This is a genomic window from Frigoribacterium sp. Leaf263 (assembly GCF_001422285.1).
In the GTDB taxonomy this organism is placed as follows: Bacteria; Actinomycetota; Actinomycetes; order Actinomycetales; family Microbacteriaceae; genus Frigoribacterium.
Window position 1 is genome coordinate 468,901 of record NZ_LMMO01000004.1, and the last position, 18,810, is coordinate 487,710.

The 18,810-nt window shown below is 72.2% G+C and carries 19 protein-coding genes; 18 read left to right on the forward strand and 1 reads right to left on the reverse strand.

Translation table 11 applies throughout. From position 1 onward, the window contains the following. The first annotated feature begins 535 nt into the window (after window positions 1-535). The 5 genes from ASF17_RS15615 to ASF17_RS11535 all read left to right on the forward strand — a co-directional run bounded on the left by ASF17_RS15615 (window position 536) and on the right by ASF17_RS11535 (window position 6,256). Entirely contained in the window at window positions 536-1,156 is a 621-nt protein-coding gene (locus tag ASF17_RS15615) for a flagellar hook-length control protein FliK (RefSeq protein ID WP_055799794.1), read from the forward strand. A 12-nt stretch (window positions 1,157-1,168) separates the two neighbouring features. After that, window positions 1,169-1,609, forward strand: coding sequence for a flagellar hook assembly protein FlgD (locus tag ASF17_RS11520; protein WP_055799798.1), 441 nt, complete (start codon window positions 1,169-1,171; stop codon window positions 1,607-1,609). Window positions 1,610-1,659: 50 nt separating this feature from the next. After that, window positions 1,660-2,835, forward strand: a complete 1,176-nt coding sequence (locus ASF17_RS11525; protein ID WP_055799802.1) for a flagellar hook protein FlgE — start codon at window positions 1,660-1,662, stop codon at window positions 2,833-2,835. Window positions 2,836-3,009: 174 nt separating this feature from the next. Then, a complete protein-coding gene (locus ASF17_RS11530; RefSeq protein ID WP_082475300.1) occupies window positions 3,010-4,872 on the forward strand; it encodes a glycosyltransferase in 1,863 nt (620 codons plus the stop codon). Then, entirely contained in the window at window positions 4,847-6,256 is a 1,410-nt protein-coding gene (locus tag ASF17_RS11535) for a hypothetical protein (protein ID WP_156357409.1), read from the forward strand. Before ASF17_RS11530 ends, ASF17_RS11535 begins: the two co-directional genes overlap by 26 nt. Before the next feature lie 58 nt (window positions 6,257-6,314). Here ASF17_RS11535 and ASF17_RS11540 read toward each other — a convergent pair whose 3' ends face one another. Then, complete coding sequence (locus ASF17_RS11540) at window positions 6,315-7,148, reverse strand: YitT family protein (protein WP_235476582.1); 834 nt, start codon at window positions 7,146-7,148, stop codon at window positions 6,315-6,317. Window positions 7,149-7,426: 278 nt separating this feature from the next. Between ASF17_RS11540 and ASF17_RS15325 the strand changes: the two genes are divergently transcribed. The 13 genes from ASF17_RS15325 to csrA all read left to right on the forward strand — a co-directional run bounded on the left by ASF17_RS15325 (window position 7,427) and on the right by csrA (window position 18,789). Beyond that, window positions 7,427-7,798, forward strand: a complete 372-nt coding sequence (locus ASF17_RS15325) for a flagellar FlbD family protein (protein ID WP_082475301.1) — start codon at window positions 7,427-7,429, stop codon at window positions 7,796-7,798. 2 nt (window positions 7,799-7,800) lie between these two features. Continuing rightward, window positions 7,801-8,595, forward strand: a complete 795-nt coding sequence (locus tag ASF17_RS11550; protein ID WP_055799808.1) for a motility protein A — start codon at window positions 7,801-7,803, stop codon at window positions 8,593-8,595. Continuing rightward, window positions 8,592-9,626, forward strand: a complete 1,035-nt coding sequence (locus tag ASF17_RS11555) for an OmpA/MotB family protein (protein WP_082475302.1) — start codon at window positions 8,592-8,594, stop codon at window positions 9,624-9,626. The genes ASF17_RS11550 and ASF17_RS11555 overlap by 4 nt, the downstream gene beginning before the upstream one ends. 46 nt (window positions 9,627-9,672) lie before the next feature. Next, a complete protein-coding gene (locus ASF17_RS11560; protein WP_055799811.1) occupies window positions 9,673-10,608 on the forward strand; it encodes a flagellar motor switch protein FliM in 936 nt (311 codons plus the stop codon). Beyond that, a complete protein-coding gene (gene fliN, locus ASF17_RS11565) occupies window positions 10,605-11,336 on the forward strand; it encodes a flagellar motor switch protein FliN (RefSeq protein ID WP_055799815.1) in 732 nt (243 codons plus the stop codon). The genes ASF17_RS11560 and fliN overlap by 4 nt, the downstream gene beginning before the upstream one ends. A 2-nt stretch (window positions 11,337-11,338) precedes the next feature. Then, entirely contained in the window at window positions 11,339-11,965 is a 627-nt protein-coding gene (locus ASF17_RS15620) for a FliO/MopB family protein (protein ID WP_055799818.1), read from the forward strand. A gap of 254 nt (window positions 11,966-12,219) precedes the next feature. Next, complete coding sequence (gene fliP / locus ASF17_RS11575) at window positions 12,220-13,077, forward strand: flagellar type III secretion system pore protein FliP (RefSeq protein WP_235476622.1); 858 nt, start codon at window positions 12,220-12,222, stop codon at window positions 13,075-13,077. Next, window positions 13,077-13,352, forward strand: a complete 276-nt coding sequence (gene fliQ, locus ASF17_RS11580) for a flagellar biosynthesis protein FliQ (protein ID WP_055799821.1) — start codon at window positions 13,077-13,079, stop codon at window positions 13,350-13,352. Before fliP ends, fliQ begins: the two co-directional genes overlap by 1 nt. Before the next feature lie 8 nt (window positions 13,353-13,360). After that, window positions 13,361-14,119 carry a flagellar biosynthetic protein FliR gene (locus tag ASF17_RS11585; RefSeq protein WP_055799826.1) on the forward strand — a complete coding sequence of 253 codons (759 nt, stop codon included), beginning with the start codon at window positions 13,361-13,363 and terminating at the stop codon, window positions 14,117-14,119. 2 nt (window positions 14,120-14,121) lie between these two features. Then, window positions 14,122-15,381 carry an EscU/YscU/HrcU family type III secretion system export apparatus switch protein gene (locus ASF17_RS11590; RefSeq protein ID WP_082475304.1) on the forward strand — a complete coding sequence of 420 codons (1,260 nt, stop codon included), beginning with the start codon at window positions 14,122-14,124 and terminating at the stop codon, window positions 15,379-15,381. After that, a complete protein-coding gene (locus ASF17_RS11595) occupies window positions 15,381-17,432 on the forward strand; it encodes a flagellar biosynthesis protein FlhA (protein WP_055799829.1) in 2,052 nt (683 codons plus the stop codon). Before ASF17_RS11590 ends, ASF17_RS11595 begins: the two co-directional genes overlap by 1 nt. 1 nt (window position 17,433) lies before the next feature. Beyond that, on the forward strand, window positions 17,434-18,513 hold the full coding sequence (locus ASF17_RS11600; protein ID WP_055799834.1) for a hypothetical protein: 1,080 nt from the start codon (window positions 17,434-17,436) through the stop codon (window positions 18,511-18,513). Window positions 18,514-18,549: 36 nt separating this feature from the next. After that, window positions 18,550-18,789 carry a carbon storage regulator CsrA gene (gene csrA / locus ASF17_RS11605; RefSeq protein WP_055799837.1) on the forward strand — a complete coding sequence of 80 codons (240 nt, stop codon included), beginning with the start codon at window positions 18,550-18,552 and terminating at the stop codon, window positions 18,787-18,789. The last annotated feature ends 21 nt before the right edge of the window (window positions 18,790-18,810 follow it).

Sequence of the window (18,810 nt, forward strand, 5' to 3'; positions counted from 1 at the left end):
GCATGCAGGCGCAGCAGCCGCCGAGAGCGCCCCCGCACCCGCTCCTCCCGCCACCATCACCCCGGCTACCGTCGCTCCCGCCACCACCCCGGCCACCGTCGCTCCCGCCACCACCCCGGCTGCTGCGCATGCAGGCGTAACAGCTCCTCCGAGCGCACACTCCGCTCGCGGAGCCGCTGCCGACGCCTCCGCGCCCTCGGCCCCCGCCGCCGCCCCCGCCGTCCCTGCCGCCGCCCCCGCCGTCCCTGCCCCCGCCGCCGCCGTCGCTCCCGCCCCCTCCACCGCCACCGTCCCGGGTGCTGCGCATGCAGGCGTAACAGCTGTTCCGAGCGCACCCCCAGCCCGCGGAGCCACTGCCGAAGCCTCCGCCACCGCGACCCCGACCCCGCTGACCCCGACCCCGCCCCCCGCCCCGTCGGCGCACCCGGGCGGGGCGTCCCCGACGCTCACGGCGCCCTCTGCGACCGAGACGCCGATCACGGTCGGCGCGGCTGCACAGTCGACCCGCGCCTCCTCGGCTGCGGGCGACGATGCCGTGAGCACCTCAGGCGATCGATCCGCAGCCCCGACCGCCGCCGGGGCACCCGGCGCCCTCCCCGCTCCCTCGGCGGTGCCGACCGGCCCGTCCGCCCTCACCGCGCCTCCGGCCGCCTCGACCAGCCAGTCCCCGGCCCCCGCGCCGGCTCCACTCGGCCAGCAGCTCGTCCGGCCCCTGTTCTCGCTCGCGTCGGCCGGTCACGGGACCCACACGGTGACGGTGACGGTCGCCCCCGAGGCGCTCGGTCCCGTGACCGTGCGCGCCCACGTCTCGGCGACCGGCATGCAGGTCGAGATGTTCGCCGGCTCCGACGCCGCGCGTGACGCCGTCCGGGCGATCATCCCCGACCTCCGTCGGGACATGGGAGGCGCGGGTCTCCAGGTCGGCATCGACCTGTCGAGCCAGAACCAGCCCTCCGACCCCCGCGGTCAGAGCGCCGCCCAGAGCGCCCTCCAGAACGGCACCGGCACCGGCACCGGCGCCGATCGCGGCGACGACCCGTCCGGCGCGCCCGGCTCATCCCGCGCCCCCCTCGACCCCGGTGCCGACGGTCCGCAGCTCGCGACCGACCCGACCCGCGCCTCCCTCACGACGACGTCGCTCGACGTCCTGGCCTGAACGGACCCCGACATGCCCTCCATCGACCAGATCAGCGGAAGCGTCGACCCCGCGAGCGTGGCCTCGGCGCTCGCGAACTCCTCGATCCGCACCCCGAAGCAGAACATGGACAGCGAGATGTTCATGCAGCTGCTCGTCTCGCAGCTCAAGAACCAGGATCCGTCGTCGCCGATGGACACCAACGCCATGATCGGTCAGACGACCCAGCTGGCGATGATGGAGCAGATCACCAACCAGACCACCACGGCGACCGAGGGCTTCTCGCTGCAGATGCGGATCGCCGCGTCGAGCATGGTCGGTCGCGAGGTCAGCTACCTCGGTGCCGACGGCAAGCCCGTCACCGGCACGGCCACCAGCGTCTCGTTCGCCGACGCCGTCCCCACGGTCACCGTCGCCGGGAAGGAGGTCGCGTTGGATCTCATCTCCGGCATCTCCGCGTCGACCTCCTCCTGATCCCCCTCACGCTCTCGTCCCCCTCCTTCTTCCTCCGAAAGGCAGCACTCATGCTCCGCTCGCTCTACTCCGGCATCTCCGGCCTCCGCTCGCACCAGACCATGCTCGACGTCACGGGCAACAACATCGCCAACGTCAACACCGCCGGTTTCAAGGGGTCGACGACGCAGTTCCAGGACACCCTGTCGCAGATGACCCAGGGCGCCGGCGGCCCGCAGACCGGTCTCGGCGGCACGAACCCGGCGCAGGTCGGTCTCGGCGTGCAGGTCGCGGGCATCTCGACCAACTTCGCGCAGGGCTCCGCTCAGGCGACGGGCAAGGCCACCGACCTCATGATCTCGGGCGATGGCTTCTTCGTGACCCGCCTCGGCAACGACACCGTGTTCACCCGCGCCGGAGCGTTCGACTTCGACGCCCAGGGGCGACTCACCTCGGCCGACGGCAAGATCGTCCAGGGGTACTCGGCCACGAACGGGGTCGTCAACGACGGCGGCGCCATGGGCGACATCACGCTGCCCCTCGACGGCGCCGCCCCCGCCCGGCAGACCACCGAGGCCACGCTGAGCGGAAACCTGCCCTCGGACACCGCGGTCGGGGGCACGGTCGTCCGCGACACCAAGGTCTACGACGCCACCGGCAACGAGCGCACGCTCGAGCTGACCTTCACCCGCACGGCGCAGGGCTGGACCGTCCGCAGCGGCGAGGGGGCCGGCGCGCCCGCGACGGCGCTCACCTTCGGCGCCGACGGCCGGCAGCCCAACGCCAACGCCGCCCTGACCGTCGGCGGGGTCACGGTCGACCTCGGTGGCATCACCGGCTTCGCGACGCTCAACACCGTCGCCGTCACCGGTCAGAACGGCCGCGAGGCCGGCACCCTGCAGGGCTTCTCGCTCTCGAAGGACGGCACCCTCGTCGGCCAGTTCAGCAACGGCGAGTCGCTGGCCGTCGGCCGCATCGCGCTCGCCACCTTCGCCAACGCGGGCGGTCTCGAGAAGGCCGGCTCGTCGGGCTACCGCGCGACCGCCAACTCGGGCGACCCGCAGGTCGGCGTCCCCGGCTCGCCCGGCGTCGGCTCGCTGACGAGCGGCACGCTCGAGATGAGCAACGTCGACCTGTCGCAGGAGTTCACCAACCTGATCGTCGCCCAGCGCGGCTTCCAGGCGAACGCCCGCATCATCACCACCTCCGACGAGGTGCTGCAGGAGCTCACGAACCTGAAGCGCTGACGGCCAGCGGGTTCGCGGAGGGGACGACTCGTTCGTCGGACGGATGTGAGGTTCGTCCGGGGGACAAGCCGTCCCCTTCGGGGTTCACGGTCGGCCCCAATCAGGGTGACAACGAGTCGATCCGACTCGTTAGGGGGGTGCCCGGTCCTCCTTTGCGGGGACACCGTGAACCCCATGACCCTCGACCCGACCCGTCTGACGACCGGCGACGCCGACTACACCGACCTCCTCCTGGCCTCCGGCGTCGCCACCGAGCCGCAGATCGAGGAGGCGCTGCTCGCGGCCGCCCGCACGGGCAGCGGTCTCGACGAGATGCTGGTCCAGCTCGGCGTGGTCGACGCCCGCGACCTGCAGCGTCTCGTCGCCCGCTCGTGGGGCCTCGACATCGTCGACACCGAGACCGCCCGGTTCGACGTCGAGCTCGTCCGGTCGGGGTCGGGACAGCGCTACATCGCCGAGGACTGGATGCCCGTGCACCGCCGCCGCGACGGCACCGTCGTCGTCGCCTCGGCGAGACGCCCCAGCCCCGACTGGCAGGCCGACCTCGAGCGCGAGCTCGGCGCCCCGGTGGAGTTCCGGGTGGCGTCGACCTGGGGCATCAAGAACGCCACCCTCCGCGTCTTCGACGAGATCGTCGCCGACAGCGCGGCGAACGACCTGTACCGGGCCAACCCGGCGCTCTCGGCGCGGGTGGTGTTCTCGCGCGGGCAGAAGGCGGGCGGCGTCGTCCTCGCGCTGGTCGGGCTCGTGACCGGCGTCCTGTGGCCGGCCGCTCTCGCCAGCACCCTGATCGCCGTCGTCAGCGTCGTGTTCCTGCTGGGCACCGGGTTCAAGTTCGTCGTCGCCATGCGGGGCGCCCGGTTCGACGTCGTCGAGCGGATCAGCGACGCCGAGGTCGCGGCGATCGACGACGCCGACCTGCCCCGGTACACGGTCCTCGTACCCGTGTTCCGCGAGGCGAACATCGTCGCGCAGCTGATCGACAACCTGGGCGGGCTCGACTACCCGCTCGAGAAGCTCGAGGTCCTCATCCTCATCGAGGAGGAGGACGACGCGACGCGAGACGCCATCGCCGCCGCCGACCCTCCGGCGCACTTCCACGTCGTCACGGTGCCGAAGGGCCACCCGCAGACGAAGCCGCGGGCCTGCAACGTCGGTCTCTACCTGGCGTCGGGCGACTTCCTGGTGATCTACGACGCCGAGGACACCCCCGACCCCGATCAGCTCAAGAAGGCCGTCATCGCCTTCGAGCGTGGCGGCGAGCGCACCGTCTGCGTCCAGGCGGCCCTGAACTACTTCAACGCGACCGAGAACGCGCTGACCCGCATGTTCACCCTCGAGTACAGCTACTGGTTCGACTACATGCTCGCCGGGCTCGACCACGCCGATCTGCCCATCCCGCTCGGCGGCACGTCGAACCACTTCCGCACCGAGGCGCTCATCGGGCTCGGCGGCTGGGATCCCTACAACGTCACCGAGGACGCCGATCTCGGCATCCGCGCGAGCGCCCTCGGCTACCGGGTCGGCGTCATCAACTCGACGACGATGGAGGAGGCCAACACCTCGATCCCGAACTTCGTCCGCCAGCGCAGCCGCTGGATCAAGGGCTACATGCAGACGACGCTGGTGCACGCGCGCCGACCGCTGCAGCTGATCCGGCAGATCGGGGTGGTCCGCTTCGCCTCGTTCGCCCTGCTGATCGGGGGGACTCCGGCGACGTTCCTCGGCGTGCTGCCGTCGTACCTCGGCACGATCGTCGCCCTGCTGCTGCCCTCCGCCTGGCTCTCGGCGCTGTTCCCGGCGTGGGTGCTCTGGATCTGCCTGTTCAACTTCGTGATCGGCAACGGGATCATGGTCTACCTCTCGATGATGGGGCCGTACAAGCGCGGCACGTTCCACCTCATCCACTGGGCGCTCCTCAACCCCGTCTACTGGATCCTCCACTCCGTCGCCGCCTACAAGGCGCTCGCTCAACTGCTGACCCGTCCGCACTACTGGGAGAAGACCGAGCATGGCCTCACCGCTCACACGTCCTGAGACCGCGGAGGTCGCGACGATCCCGGCAGGAGGCGCGGTGCCGGCTCCGGTCCCCGCCCGCGTCGACGAGGCGGTCGCCCCGGTGCTCCCGACCCGCGCCTCCTCGGTCGGCGTCGATCTGACCATCCCGCTCCTCCGGCGACCGACGAGGATGCGTCGACCCGCGCCTCCCGAGCCTCCTGAGGCCCCGTCGCGGCGACCGCGGGGCACCGCGCGCGCCCGGGCGCTGCGGGCCCTCGTCGAGGAGCGCCGGTACGCCTCGGTGCTGGCGGGCATGACGCACGAGTCGTTCCCCGGCACGCTGGCCGGGCGGACCGCCCTGCGGCTGCTGCTCGCCGTCCCGTTCGTGGTCGTGGCGATCCTGCTCGAGGTCGGCGGGGTGCCGGCGGCGATCTCGGCGAACACCCTGCTCGACGTGCGCGCCGCGACCGTCGACTGGACGGGGTCGGGGGCGGCCTGGCTCGGCGACACGTTCCCGCCGATCAGCGGCGCGCTCGCCGCGGTCGTCCCCGGAGGCGCGTTCGGCCTGTCGCTCGTGGGCGCCCTCTGCGCGGGCGTCGTCGTGCACGCCATGATCGAGCTGATGGTGCAGCGGGGCTTCCACGCGTCGACCGTCACGGCCCTGACGCTGGCCCTCGTCGCGAACCCGCTGTTCTTCTTCCTGGCGACGGAGAACCTGCCCGCGTTCCTCGGGATCGCGTTCTTCGGTCTCGCGATGACCGACGTGGTGCGTTTCGTGACGTTCCGCAACACGCAGTCGGGCTTCCGGGCCGGGATCCTGCTCATGCTCGCGACGCTCACCGACCCCAACGGGCTGCTCTATGCGACGGCCGCCGTGCTGACCGTGCCGTTCCTGACGCACGGTCGGCATCAGGTGGGCGTGCATCGGGCGCATGCGCTGGTGCTGGTGTTCCCCACGCTGTCGGCGCTCGCCGCCCTCGTGTTCGTGCAGTGGAGCTTCGGCGGCGATCCCCTCGGGGCGTTCCGCAGCGCCCTCGACTACGACGGCTCGCGCTGGTCGATCTTCTCGTCGCTCTTCACGACGCCCTTCGGGCTGCTGCTGCTCGCGCCGGTGGCGAGCGCGTGGCTGATGACCGCGGTCGTCCGCCGTCTGGCCGGCGGGGTCATCGCGACGCTGCTGCTGGCGTCGGTCCTGATCGGGTTCGTCATCGGCACCGTGCCGATGAACTCGGCCGGCAACACGTTCGTGCTCGTGACCCTGGCAGCGATCGCGCTCGTGCCGCCGTCGACGGCGCTGCGGCGGATCGCCCTGGCCAACGTGATGGCGCTGCTGCAGCTGGTGATCGCCATCGTCGCGGCGCTGCAGCGCGATGTCGTCGTCACGTGGCTGACCGCTGTGCTGAGGTCGCTGGGGCTCGTCTGAGCCCGGTCGCGGGCCGGTCCGGGCGGGGCCGGTCCGGTCCGGCCGCGCCCGCCGTCCGTCAGGTGCGGCCCAGGTACCGCCCCTGCTTGTGGTTCAGCGCGAGCACGAGGTTCAGCACGACGGCGCCGGCGGCCGAGAGCAGCACGACCCAGGGCGACGCGACGGTGAGTGAGAGCGCGACGATGACGACGTCGACGGCCATCTGGACGTAGCCGGCGCGCCAGCCGAGCTTCTCCTGCAGCACGAGGGCGAGGATGTTGATGCCGCCGAGGCTCGCCCCGTGGCGGAACAGGATGAGCAGGCCGACGCCGACGATGAGGTTGCCGCCGAGGGTGCCGTAGACGGGGTTGAGGCCGTCGATGTCGATCGCGAGCGGGTGCAGGTACGAGAACGCCGAGACGAGGGCGACGGTCAGCGTCGTGCGGAGGGTGAAGCCGAGGCCCTTCTTCCACAGGGCGAGGGCGAAGAACGGGATGTTGACCGCGAAGAACAGCACGCCGAACGAGATGTGCGTGGCGTAGCTCAGCAGCAGGGCGATGCCCGCCGTGCCGCCCGAGACCGATCCGCTCTCCTTGAGCAGGTAGAGGCCGAACGAGGCCAGGAACACCCCGGTCACGACGCCCATGACGTTCTCGACGAGGGTGTGGCGGTTGGCGTCGACGGTCGCGATGTTCTCGGTCAGGGCCGGGTCGTCGACCAGCGGCGTCGCCGTGTCGGGCGACAGTGCGGCGTCCAGCCCGGTCGAGTCGGGCGTCGAGTACGTCGAGCCGGTCGGGCTGGTCGGGCCTGCTGGTCCGGTCGGGCCCGTCGCGGGGGAGGCGGTCGTGGGGGAGGAGGGCCGGGCGACAGGGGTGGCGTCGCGCGTGCCGTCGTTCGCGGGGGTATCGGTCACCGCAGCATCCTGCCAGCCCGGTGTTACACGCTCGTGTCGCCTCAGCCGTCGACGCGTCACGCCGAGCCGCCCATCTCCCCGCCGCTCAGGATCGACTGGTCGGTTCTTGTCCTTCGTGGTGTGCGGAAGGACAAGAACCGACCACTCGACGCCGCCACCCGGCGCCATGCACCTAACGCCCGCCCGCCCCCTGCCGATAGTCCCCTCTAGCCACCCAGGACGGGAGGCCACCCCGCCCCCACGGATGGAGGCGGAGAACACAGACCTAGGACGGGCCGATGATCGTCGTCACGCGACTCAACGACAGCAGATTCGCTGTCAATCCAGACCTCATCGAGCGCATCCACGAGACGCCCGACACGACGCTGATCATGGTCGACGGGGCGAAGTACATCGTGACCGAGCCGATGTCCGAGGTCATCGAGATGATCGCCCGCTATCGGGCTCGCATCGTCTCGATCGCCTACGACGAGCCGCATGCGACGTCGCCCTCCGCGCAGCCGCTCGGCACGCGCACCGGCACCGGTCCGCAGCGCGGGCTCGTCCGAGGCTCAGGAGGCGCGGGTCGGGTCAGCGACCTCCGTCCGGCCTCCGCAGACGAGCCGACCCCGGCCGCCACCGCCGCCACCCCGGCCGACGCAGGGCGCTGACCGTGGATCCCGCGACCATAATCGGCATCGTCCTCGCCTTCGGGGCGCTGTTCGGCATGATCCAGCTCGAGGGCGTGAACCTCATGGGTCTGCTGCTGCCCGCGCCGATCATCCTCGTCTTCGGGGCGACGATCGGCGTCGGCATCGCCGGTACGACGATCAAGGACGCCCTGCTCAGCTTCACGAAGATCCCCCGCGCCTTCACGGGCAAGGTGGTGCCGCCGCAGTCCGTGATCGACGGCGTCGTGGCGCTCGCCGAGAAGGCGCGCAGCGAGGGGCTGCTGTCGCTCGAGGCGGAGGCCGAGAAGACCGACGATCCGTTCATGAAGGGCGCGCTGCAGAACATCGCCGACGGCACCGACGGCGAGGAGCTCCGCATCCTGCTCGAGGACGAGATGGAGTCGCGTCTCGCGGCCGATCGCACGGCGTCGAAGTTCTTCATGAGCCTCGGCGGCTACGCGCCGACCGTCGGCATCGTCGGCACGGTCGTCAGCCTCACGCACGTGCTCGAGAACCTCGCCGAACCCGACGAGCTCGGTCACATGATCGCGGCCGCGTTCGTGGCGACGCTGTGGGGCCTGCTCACCGCGAACTTCCTCTGGCTGCCGATCGGTGCGCGTCTGCGGAAGCTCGCCGATCTCGACGAGGCCCGCATGACGCTGCTGCTCGAAGGGGTGCTGGCGGTGCAGGCCGGGAGCCAGCCGCGCCTCCTCGGCGAACGCCTCAAGGCGATGGTGCCGTCGCACTCGCTCGAGTCCGGCAAGAAGGCGAAGAGCGAGCAGGAGCTCGCAGCATGAGCGGCTCGCGCGGCGGGCGGAAGAAGAAGGCGCACGCCGAGGACGAGCACCCCGACGAGCGCTGGATGGCCTCGTACATGGACATGATCACGGTGCTCATGTGCATGTTCATCGTGCTCTACGCGATGTCGACGGTCGATCAGGACAAGTACGTCGCCCTCCGCAACTCCCTCGCGACCGGTTTCGGTCAGACCGAGGTCGGGGCGATCGACTCGGCGTCGGGCACCGTCGTGCCGGTGGATCAGGTGACGCCCGAGGGCGACGGCTACTCGGTGGGCGACGAGAGCGACATGGCCGAGGCGGCGGCGTCGGGCGAGGCCGAGACGGGCGAGGGGACCGAGACGTCCGAGGCGCTGGCGAAGAGCGAGCTGGACGACCTGACGGCGATCAAGGCGGCCATCGCGGCGAACCTCGAGGGGTCCGGGCTGAGCGCCGACGTGCAGTTCGCGACGGACGCGCGCGGTCTGACCGTGCGCCTGGTCGGCTCCGAGACCTTCTTCGGAACGAACAGCGCCGATCTCAGCGGCGAGGCGACGCGGGTGATGAACGCGATCGCCCCGGTGCTCCGCACGGCGCAGCACGACGTGTCGGTCGAGGGACACGCCGACCAGCGCAGCTCGACGGCTCCGTTCGCGACGAACTGGGAGCTCTCGTCGGCGCGTGCCACGCAGGTGCTGCGCGATCTGGTCGAGCGCGGCGGCATGCCGGTCGAGCACATCCAGGCCGTCGGCTTCGGGTCGTCGCGGCCGCTCGCCGCCGGTGGCTCCGCAGCGGATCTCGCCGCGAACCGCCGCGTCGACATCGTCGTCCTCTCGAACCAGTCCGACGACGTCAGCGCCCTGCTGCCCGAGCTGCAGAAGGCGGCCGAGGGGGCGGGAGGCGCGGTGACCGCCGGTCGGAACGACGTCGCCGCCGAGACCGCCGCGATCGCGGAGGCGCCGGCCGAGGCGCCCTCCGACGAGTCGGCCGACGAGCCCGCCGAGGCCGAGAAGGCCCACGACGACGAGGGGGCCCAGTCCGGGGGGCACTGATCACCGTTCTCTAACGCCCGGGAGGCGCGGGTCGATAGGTCCGTCCGTGACCCTCCTCGACGCTCCCGCACCGGCTCCGACCGCCGGCTCGTCGGCGCGCCCGCCGAAGACGGTCGAGGTCTACGACTTCCGCCGCCCGACGACGCTGGCGCGCGAGCACTCGCGGGCGCTCGAGCTGGCGTTCGAGACGTTCGCCCGTCAGTGGGGCACGCAGCTGACCGCGAAGGTCCGCGTGCTGTCGCAGGTCACCTGCGAGAGCGTCCAGATGCTGACCTACGACGAGTACGCGGCGTCGCTGCCGGCGACGACGGCCATGGTGCTCTGCCCTCTCGAGGGCGTCGGGCCGAAGGCCGTCGTGCAGTTCCCGGCGTCGGCCGCGTTGGCCTGGGTCGGTCACATGCTGGGCGCGGCGAAGCCCCCGGTCACCCCCGAGCGCACTTTCACGCCCATCGAGCAGGCCCTCGTGCGTCGTCTCATCGAAGACGCCCTCGACGATCTCCGCTACTCGTTCGGCGGCATGCTCGTCGATCAGATCGGCGTGGGCGGCTTCCAGTACAACTCGCAGTTCGCGCAGGCGGCGCAGAAGTCCGACCTGATGATCGTCGCGATCTTCACCATCCGGGTGGGCGACCGACCGTCGACGGCCACGGTCGCGCTCCCCGCCGAGGTGCTGCTGCCGCAGCTGGGCGATGCGACCCCCGCGGTCGGCGCGGCCGAGGCCCGTCGTCTGCTCGGCGCGCAGCTCGCCTCCGTCCCGGTGGGCGTCTCGCTGCAGTTCGCGCCGGCCGCGGTGCTGCCGAGCGTCGTGCTGGGTCTCGCCGTCGGCGACGTGCTGCCCCTGCCGCACCCGCAGTCCCGCCCCCTCGAGATCCGCGTCGACGGTCAGCCCGTCGGCCGGGCGGCCGTGGGCGCGAACGGCTCGCGTCTGGCCGGAATCGTCGTCTCCACCTCCCTCACCGGCACCGAAGAAGGAACCTCATGACCGCCACGACCATCACCCTGCACACCGCGGCGGCCGAGGCCCTGGTCGCGAAGCTGCCGACGCCCACGCCGCTGCGGGCCGTCCTCCTCGACACCGCGCTGGCCTCCGAGAACCGGACCGCCGCCTCCACGGTCGTCGTCACCTCGTTCGTCGGCGGGGTGTCGGCCGACACGGCGCTCGTGCTCGTCGACATGGACCGGCTCGGCGCGGCCGCCGGCACCGACAACCCCCTGGTCTCGATCACCGACGTGCTGCGCCCCGCGCTCGAGGCGGCGACGTCGGTGCTCGGCGCCGGCGTCCTCGGCGAGAGCCGTCGCGAGCCGGCCGAGGCGCTCCTCGCCGACCCCGACACCGTGGTCTTCGATCTCACGGCCGCGGGAGCGCCCGCCGGCTGGTTCGCGATCCGCCTCCGCGAGAACGGAACGGTCGGAGGCTCGGCGCCGGTCGACCGCGCCGCTCCCCTCTTCTCGTCGATCGCGGGCAACCTCGGTCGCATCAACAACGTCGAGATGGCCCTCACGGTCGAGATCGGCCGCACCCGCATGTCGGTGCGCGACGTCCTCGGTCTCGAGCCCGGCGCGGTCGTCGAGCTCGACCGCTCGGCCGGCGCGCCCGCCGACGTCCTGCTCAACGGCCGGCTCATCGCCCACGGCGAGGTCGTCGTGGTCGACCAGGACTACGCGGTCCGCATCACGACCATCCTCGACGTCGCCGACGGCGTCCTCTGATCGTGGACGCGGTCTTCGTCGGGCTCCGTGTCGTCCTGTCGCTCGGGGTCGTGCTCGCCCTGCTCTACGTCCTGCAGAAGCGCATCGTCACGGGCGGCCGCTCCGGTCGTCAGACGTCTCAGGTGACGGTCGTCGCGCGCCAGGGCATCGGCGCGAAGGCCAGCGTCGTCGTGGTCGACGTCGAGGGCGAGCGGCTCGTGCTCGGCGTCACCGACGCGTCCGTCACCGTGCTGGCGGCCGCCGACCGGCCGGTCGAACCGGTCGCCCTCGAGCTCGTGGCCGGTTCGAGCGACGCGCCTCCGGCGGCTCAGGAGGCGCGGGTCACCCCGATCGCGCCCCTCCCGTCGTCCGCCGCCTCCTCGGCCCCCGCCTTCGCCGCCGTCCTCTCCGCCCACGCCGCCCCCAGCGCCGCACCGGTCGCCGAGCCCGCCCGCGCATCGGCCGCCGACGCGCCGATGCTCCGACCGCGGGGTGCGGCCCGCCGCGCCACGGTCGTCCGCGAGCGCGCCCCCCGCGACGTCGCGGCCCGTCGCCGCGGTCGCACCGCCGAGGCGCTCGACGGCTCGATCCTCTCGCCCGGCACCTGGCGTCAGGCGGCGGCCGCCCTCCGCAGCGGGCGAGCCGGATGACCCTCCGCGCCCCGTCCGCCCGGACGACCCGCGCCTCCTTCGTCACCGCCGTCGCCCGTCTCGTCGGCCCCACGGTCCGTGACGGCCTGCGCGGTCGTGCGCCGGTCGCCCGTCACGCCGCCGTCCGGGTGGCCCCGCTCGCCGACCGGCGCCGTCTCGCCCGCCACGCCCTCGGCGCCGCGCCCGTCGGCGCCGCCCCGCTGCGCTTCGCCGACACCCGCCTCGCGCGCACCGTCGTCGTCGCCCTGCTCGCGATGATCGTCGCGTCGGGTCTCATCATGCTGATCGGTCAGACGGCCCTCGCCGCGCCCGTCGAGCCCACCGCTCCCACCGCGCCCGTCGATCCCGGCACCGACGCCCCGGGCACCGAGGGCTCCACCGGCACGACGCCGACCGACTTCACCGACGACGATCAGACCCAGCCCGACGGCGGCGGCACGGGCGGTCTGAACATCGACATCAACGGCCCCGACGGCGCCCCGAGCACGGCGGTCGTCACGCTGCTCGGCATCACGCTGCTCAGCGTCGCGCCGGCGCTGCTGCTGATGATGACGTCGTTCACGAAGATCTTCGTGGTGCTGGCGATGACCCGCAACGCGCTCGCGCTGCCGTCGATCCCGCCGAACCAGGTGCTGGCCGGGCTCGCGCTGTTCCTCAGCCTGTTCATCATGGCTCCGATCCTCGAGCACATCAACGTCGACGCGGTGCAGCCCTACCTCGACGGGACGATCGACTTCCCAGCCGCCGTCGACGCCGGCAGCGCACCGCTCCGCGAGTTCATGCTCGCCCACACCCGCCAGGAGGACCTGGCGCTGATGACGCGCTCGGCGGACCAGCCGAACCCCGACAGCCAGGCCGACGTGCCCATGCTGACGCTCATCCCGTCGTTCATGATCAGCGAGCTGCGCGCCGCATTCATCATCGGCTTCGTCATCTTCATCCCGTTCCTCGTCATCGACCTCGTCGTCAGCGCCGCCCTCATGTCGATGGGCATGATGATGCTCCCGCCGGTGATGATCTCGCTGCCGTTCAAGATCCTGCTGTTCGTGCTGGTCGACGGCTGGGGGCTCATCATCACGAGTCTCATCGAGAGCTATCAGGTGACCGCCTGATGGACTCCAACGCCGTCCTCGACATCTCGATGCAGGCCCTCGTCATCACCGCGAAGCTCGCCGCGCCGGTGCTCATCACCTCGCTCGTCGTCGGCTTCGCGATCTCTCTGCTGCAGTCGATCACGCAGATCCAGGAGGTCACGCTCTCGTTCGTGCCGAAGGCCGTCGCCGTCGGCATCGCGCTCCTCGTCTGCGGGCACTGGATGATCAGCGAGATGGTGACGTTCACCCATGCGGTGTTCGACCGCATCCCGCAGCTGCTCTCGGGCGGCTGAGCGCGCCCATGGACCTCGACCTCGACCTCAGCGGCCTCGAAGCGACGCTGCTCGCCGCCGTGCGGATGACCGCCTTCATCGTCATCGCGCCGCCGTTCTCGTACCGGGCCTTCCCCGGTCGCGTGAAGGCGATGCTGGCGCTGGGGCTCGCGCTCGCCGTCGCGCCGCGGGTCTCGCCCGGCTACGAGTCGCTCGCCACCGGGCCGTTCGTCGTCGCCCTCGTGCTCGAGATCGTGGTCGGCGCCGTGCTGGGGTTCCTCGTCTTCCTGGTGTTCTCGGCGGTGCAGGCGGCGGGCAGCCTGATCGACCTGTTCGGCGGGTTCACCCTGGCGCAGGCGTTCGACCCGCAGTCGATGATCAACGGCGCGCAGTTCACGCGGCTCTTCCAGATGACCGCTCTGGCGCTGCTGTTCGCGACGGGCGGGTACCAGCTGATCATCGGCGGCCTGACCCGGTCGTTCGACGCCGTGCCGCTCGGTCTCGGCATCGACCTGACCGACCCGGTGGGGCTCATGGCCGACGGCGTCACGCAGATGTTCCTCGCGACCCTGCAGATCGCCGGTCCACTCTGCGTCGTCCTGTTCCTGGCCGATGTGGGGCTCGGCCTGCTCAGCAGGGTCGCGCCCGCGCTGAACGCCTACGCGATGGGCTTCCCGCTGAAGATCCTCATGACGGTCATGCTGGCCGGCGGGGTCTTCCTGGCGCTGCCGAGCGTCGTGCAGAACCTGTCCGGCGACGCCGCCGATCTGCTCACGGGGGTGAGGTAGGCATGGCCGACGACTCCGGCGAGCGGTCCGAGGACGCGACGCAGAAGCGGATGAAGGAGGTCCACTCCAAGGGCCAGCTCTCGCGCTCGCAGGACCTCAGCGCCTGGCTCGGCGTCGGCGCCGCGGCCGTCATGATCCCGACGACGATCGAGCGCGGCGCCGAGGCCGGCACCGATCAGCTCCTCTCGATCGGTCAGGCCATCCGGCACCCCGACGCGCAGACCGTCGTGACCCTGCTCGGCGACGGCGTCGGCTCGATGGCGGCGACGATCGGCCCGATGCTCGCCGTCGTCGGCGTCGTGGTGCTCCTCACCGCGATCGTGCAGGGCGGCGTCCACATCAAGCGGATGACGGGCAACTACGAGCAGTTCAACCTGATCAACGGTCTGAAGACGACGTTCGGCGGGCAGGCGCTGTGGAACGGCGCGAAGGCCCTGATCAAGACCGCCGTCGTCGGGCTCGTGCTGTGGATGGCCATCCAGGGGCTCATGCCGGTGCTGATGAGCGGCGGCGGGCTGAGCGTCTCGGCGCTGCTCGACGAGGCGACCTCGGGCACGGCGATCCTCCTCCAGGCCGCCGTCGTCGCCGGTCTCGTGCTCGCCGCGGCCGACGTCTTCGTCGTCATGCGCCGCAACCGCAAGAAGACCCGCATGACCAAGAAGGAGGTGCGCGACGAGAACAAGAGCACCGACGGCGATCCCCTGGTCAAGTCGCAGCGCCGTTCGCGGCAGCTCGCCATGAGCCGCAACCGCATGATGGCCTCCATCGCCGACGCCGACGTGGTGATGGTCAACCCGACCGACTACGCCGTGGCGATCCGGTACGAGCCGGGTCGCTCCGCCCCGCGCGTCGTGGCGAAGGGCGCGGGCGCGACCGCCGCCCGCATCCGCGAGAAGGCCGCGGCCGACGGCGTCCCCCTCGTCGAGGACGTCCCGCTGACCCGGGCCCTGCACGCGAACTGCGGTCTCGGCGACGAGATCCCCGTCGACCTCTACACCCCGGTCGCCCGGGTGCTGACCTTCGTCATGGCCCTCCGGGCGCGCGGCGCGTCGGCGGTCGCGGGCACGCACGCGAACCCCCGTCCGACCACGCCCGACGAGGTCGCCGCCGTGCTCACCCCCGGGTCGCTCGCGGCCGAGGCGGTGCCGCAGCGTCTGCGGATCGCGCGCGACTCGTCCGCCGCACCCGCGCCTCCGGGGCCCGCCGCCCTTCGCACCGCCCGCCCCGCTCCCCGCCCGTCCGCCTCCGGAGGAACCGCCTGATGAAGAAGACACTCCCCAAGCTCGCCGTCCCGGTGGGCATCGTCGGGATCGTCCTGCTGCTCGTGGTGCCGGTGCCGGCCCCGATGCTCGACGTGCTGATCATCCTCAACATCCTGCTGGCGCTCGTGATCCTGCTGACGACCCTCTTCGTGAAGAAGCCGCTCGACTTCTCGGTGTTCCCGTCGCTGCTGCTCGTGGCGACGCTGTTCCGCCTCGGGCTCAACGTCGCGTCGACCCGTCTCGTGCTCGGCGAGGGATTCGCCGGCCAGGTCATCGAGGCCTTCGGGCACGTGGCGGTCAGCGGGTCGATCATCATCGGCTCGGTGATCTTCCTGATCCTCGTGGTCATCCAGTTCGTCGTCGTGACGAAGGGCGCCGAGCGCGTGGCCGAGGTCGGGGCGCGCTTCACGCTCGATGCGATGCCGGGCAAGCAGATGGCGATCGACGCCGATCTGAACGCCGGGCTGATCACCGACGAGGTCGCGAAGCAGCGCCGCGCCGACGTCAGCGCCGAGGCCGACTTCTACGGCGCGATGGACGGCGCGTCGAAGTTCGTCAAGGGCGACGCGATCGCCGGCATCATCATCATCATCATCAACCTGGTCGGAGGCGTCGCGATCGGCGCCCTGCAGAACGGCATGGCGATCGGCGAGGCCCTGAACCACTACGGGCTGCTGACCATCGGCGACGGTCTGGTCACCCAGATCCCCGCGCTGCTCATGGCCGTCTCGACCGGCATGATCGTCACCCGATCGGGCGCCGACAGCGACATGGGCTCGCAGGCCGCGACGCAGCTCGGCCAGTCGCGCATCGCGATCGGGATCGCCGGGGTCGCCGCGATCGGCATGGGGTTCATCCCGGGCATGCCCATCGCCGCGTTCCTCGTGGTGGGCGTCACGCTGCTGATCGTCGCCCAGCGGCTCGCGGCGAAGGCGAAGGCCGAGGAGGCGCGCGCGGCTCTCGAGAGCCGGCGCGCCGAGGTCGTCGCCCCCACCGACACCACCGACGACCTGCTCGAGCAGATGCGGGTGCACGCGCTCGAGATCCTGCTGGCGCCCGACCTCGTCGACATGGTCGGCGGGTCGTCCGACGACCTGCTCGGACGGGTCAAGGCGCTGCGGCGCAAGATCGCCGTCGACCTCGGCATCGTCGTGCCGCCGGTGCGCACCCGGGACAGCGTCGACCTGCCGCCCTCGACGTACTCGATCCGCATCGCGGGGGTCGAGGCCGGTCGCGGCCAGGCCCCGGCCCGCTCGGTCCTGGCCCTCGGCGAGGGCCTCGACGGCCTGCCGGGCACGGCGACCGTCGAGCCGGTGTTCGGCCTCGCGGGCAAGTGGGTGCCCGCCGAGATGCGGCACAGCGCGGAGATGACCGGCGCGACCGTGATCGACCGGGTCTCGGTGCTCGTCACCCACCTCTCGTCGATCATCGCCGACAACGCCGCGCGGCTGCTCAGCCGCGAGGACGTCCGGGTGCTGACCGATGGCGTCAAGCAGGTCAACCCCTCGGCGATCGACGACCTCGTGCCCGGCATGCTGTCGCTCGCCGAGCTGCAGCGCGTGCTGCAGGGGCTGCTGGCCGAGCGGGTGCCGATCAACGACCTCGGTCGGATCTGCGAGGGGCTGACCCTGCGCGCCAAGGTGTCGACGGACCCCGAGGGACTCGTCGAGGCGGCCCGCGCCTCCCTCGGTCCCGCCCTGTCGGCCCGTCACCTCGACGGCGCCGTGCTGCGCGTCATCATGATCGACCCGGGTCTCGAGCAGTCGATGCTCGAGGGGCTGCGGCCGTCGGATCAGGGCACGCAGATCCTGCTCGACGGGCACCGGGTCGAGCAGGTGCTCGGTTCGCTGCGCGACTCCGTGGCGGCGGTCGAGTCGCAGGGGCTCAGCGCCGTGCTCGTCTGCGCGCCGGCGCTCCGGCCCGCGATCCACCGACTCGTCTCGGCGCAGCAGAACGGCCTGCCGGTCCTGTCGTACCAGGAGGCGACGGCGGCCGGGTCGACCATCGAGACCGTCGGCGTCGTGCGCGCCAGCGACGCGATCGTGGCCTGAGATGGCGCCCACACGGGTGGTCGTCACGGGCGACTCCCTCGACGAGCTGCGGCGGCGCGTGCGCGAGGCCCACGGCCCGGGCGCGCGGATCGTCGCGGCCCAGCGGGTGACCGTCGGGGGAGTGGGCGGGCTCTTCGCCCGCAAGCACTACGAGGCGACGGTCGACGTGCCCGACCCGACGACCGACCAGCCGTCGGCGCGCGTCACCATCACCGCTCCAGCGTCGCGGGCGGGCATCGCCGCGCTGCTGGCCGACGCCGACGCCGCCGACGGGTTCACCCCCGCGTCGGAGGCCCCGGCCGCGGCGTCCTCTCCCGCGGCGTCCGCTCCCGCGGATCCGTTCGATCGGGTCCTCGCCGGGGGTCGCCCGGCTGCCGACAGCCCCCGTCGCGCCGCGCGCGCCGCGGCGGACGCGGCGTCCGCGGCCTCGGCGCCCGCTGCCGCTCCGTCGCCCGCGACGCCCCAGCCGGCGACCCGGGGCGACGCCTTCGCCGAGATCATGGACGACCTCACCTTCAACGGCATCGCTCCCGCCCCCGCCGTGGCGGCCGCCGCGGTCGAGGAGGTGCGACCGGGCCCCCTGACGAACGCCGCGGAGTTCCTCGCCGCAGCCGCCGTCGCCTCGTCCCCCGCACCCGTCGCGCGGTCCGGCGACGACGTGCCCGCGCCTCCCGCGCTCCTGACCGGTCCCGGCGACCTCGTCGTCGTCGTGGGCCGCCCGGGCGACGCGTTCCGGGTGGCGGCGCAGATGGCGGCGACGTTCGGGCTGCGGTCGGTCGACGTCGCCGATCGGCGCAGCGCGATCCTGGCGCGGGCCGAGGGGGTCAACGGCGGCACGGCCGTGGTCACCGCGCTCGCCTGGGACGCCGCGGCCGGCGACGCCCTGCGGTCGATGGCCGCCGACCAGGTGTGGGTCGCCGTCGACGTGGGGCGCAAGCACGACGACACGGCCCGCTGGGTCGAGGAGGTGCGGGTCGTCTCGTCCGTGGCCGCCGCGGCGGTCGTGGGCGAGGCCGACACCGCGACGCCGGGCACGGTGCACCTGCTGGGCGTGCCGGTCGGGTGGCGGGAGTCCCTCTAGACCGGTCGTGCGCGTCAGCCTGGGTAAGGTGGACGGATGCTGGTGTTGACGCGCAAGGTCGGGGAGCGGATCCTCATCGGTGACGACATCGTCATCACCGTGCTCGACTCGCGCGGCGACGGCGTGCGGATCGGCATCGACGCCCCGCGCGGCGTGAAGATCCAGCGCGAAGAGGTCGTCAAGGCCGTCGCCGAGGCCAACGCCGAGGCCGCCGCCGCGCCCGATGACGCCGAGGCCCGCCTCCGCGCCGCCCTCGGCGGCCCCGCCCCCCGCTGACCCGCGCGAGCAGACGCCCGG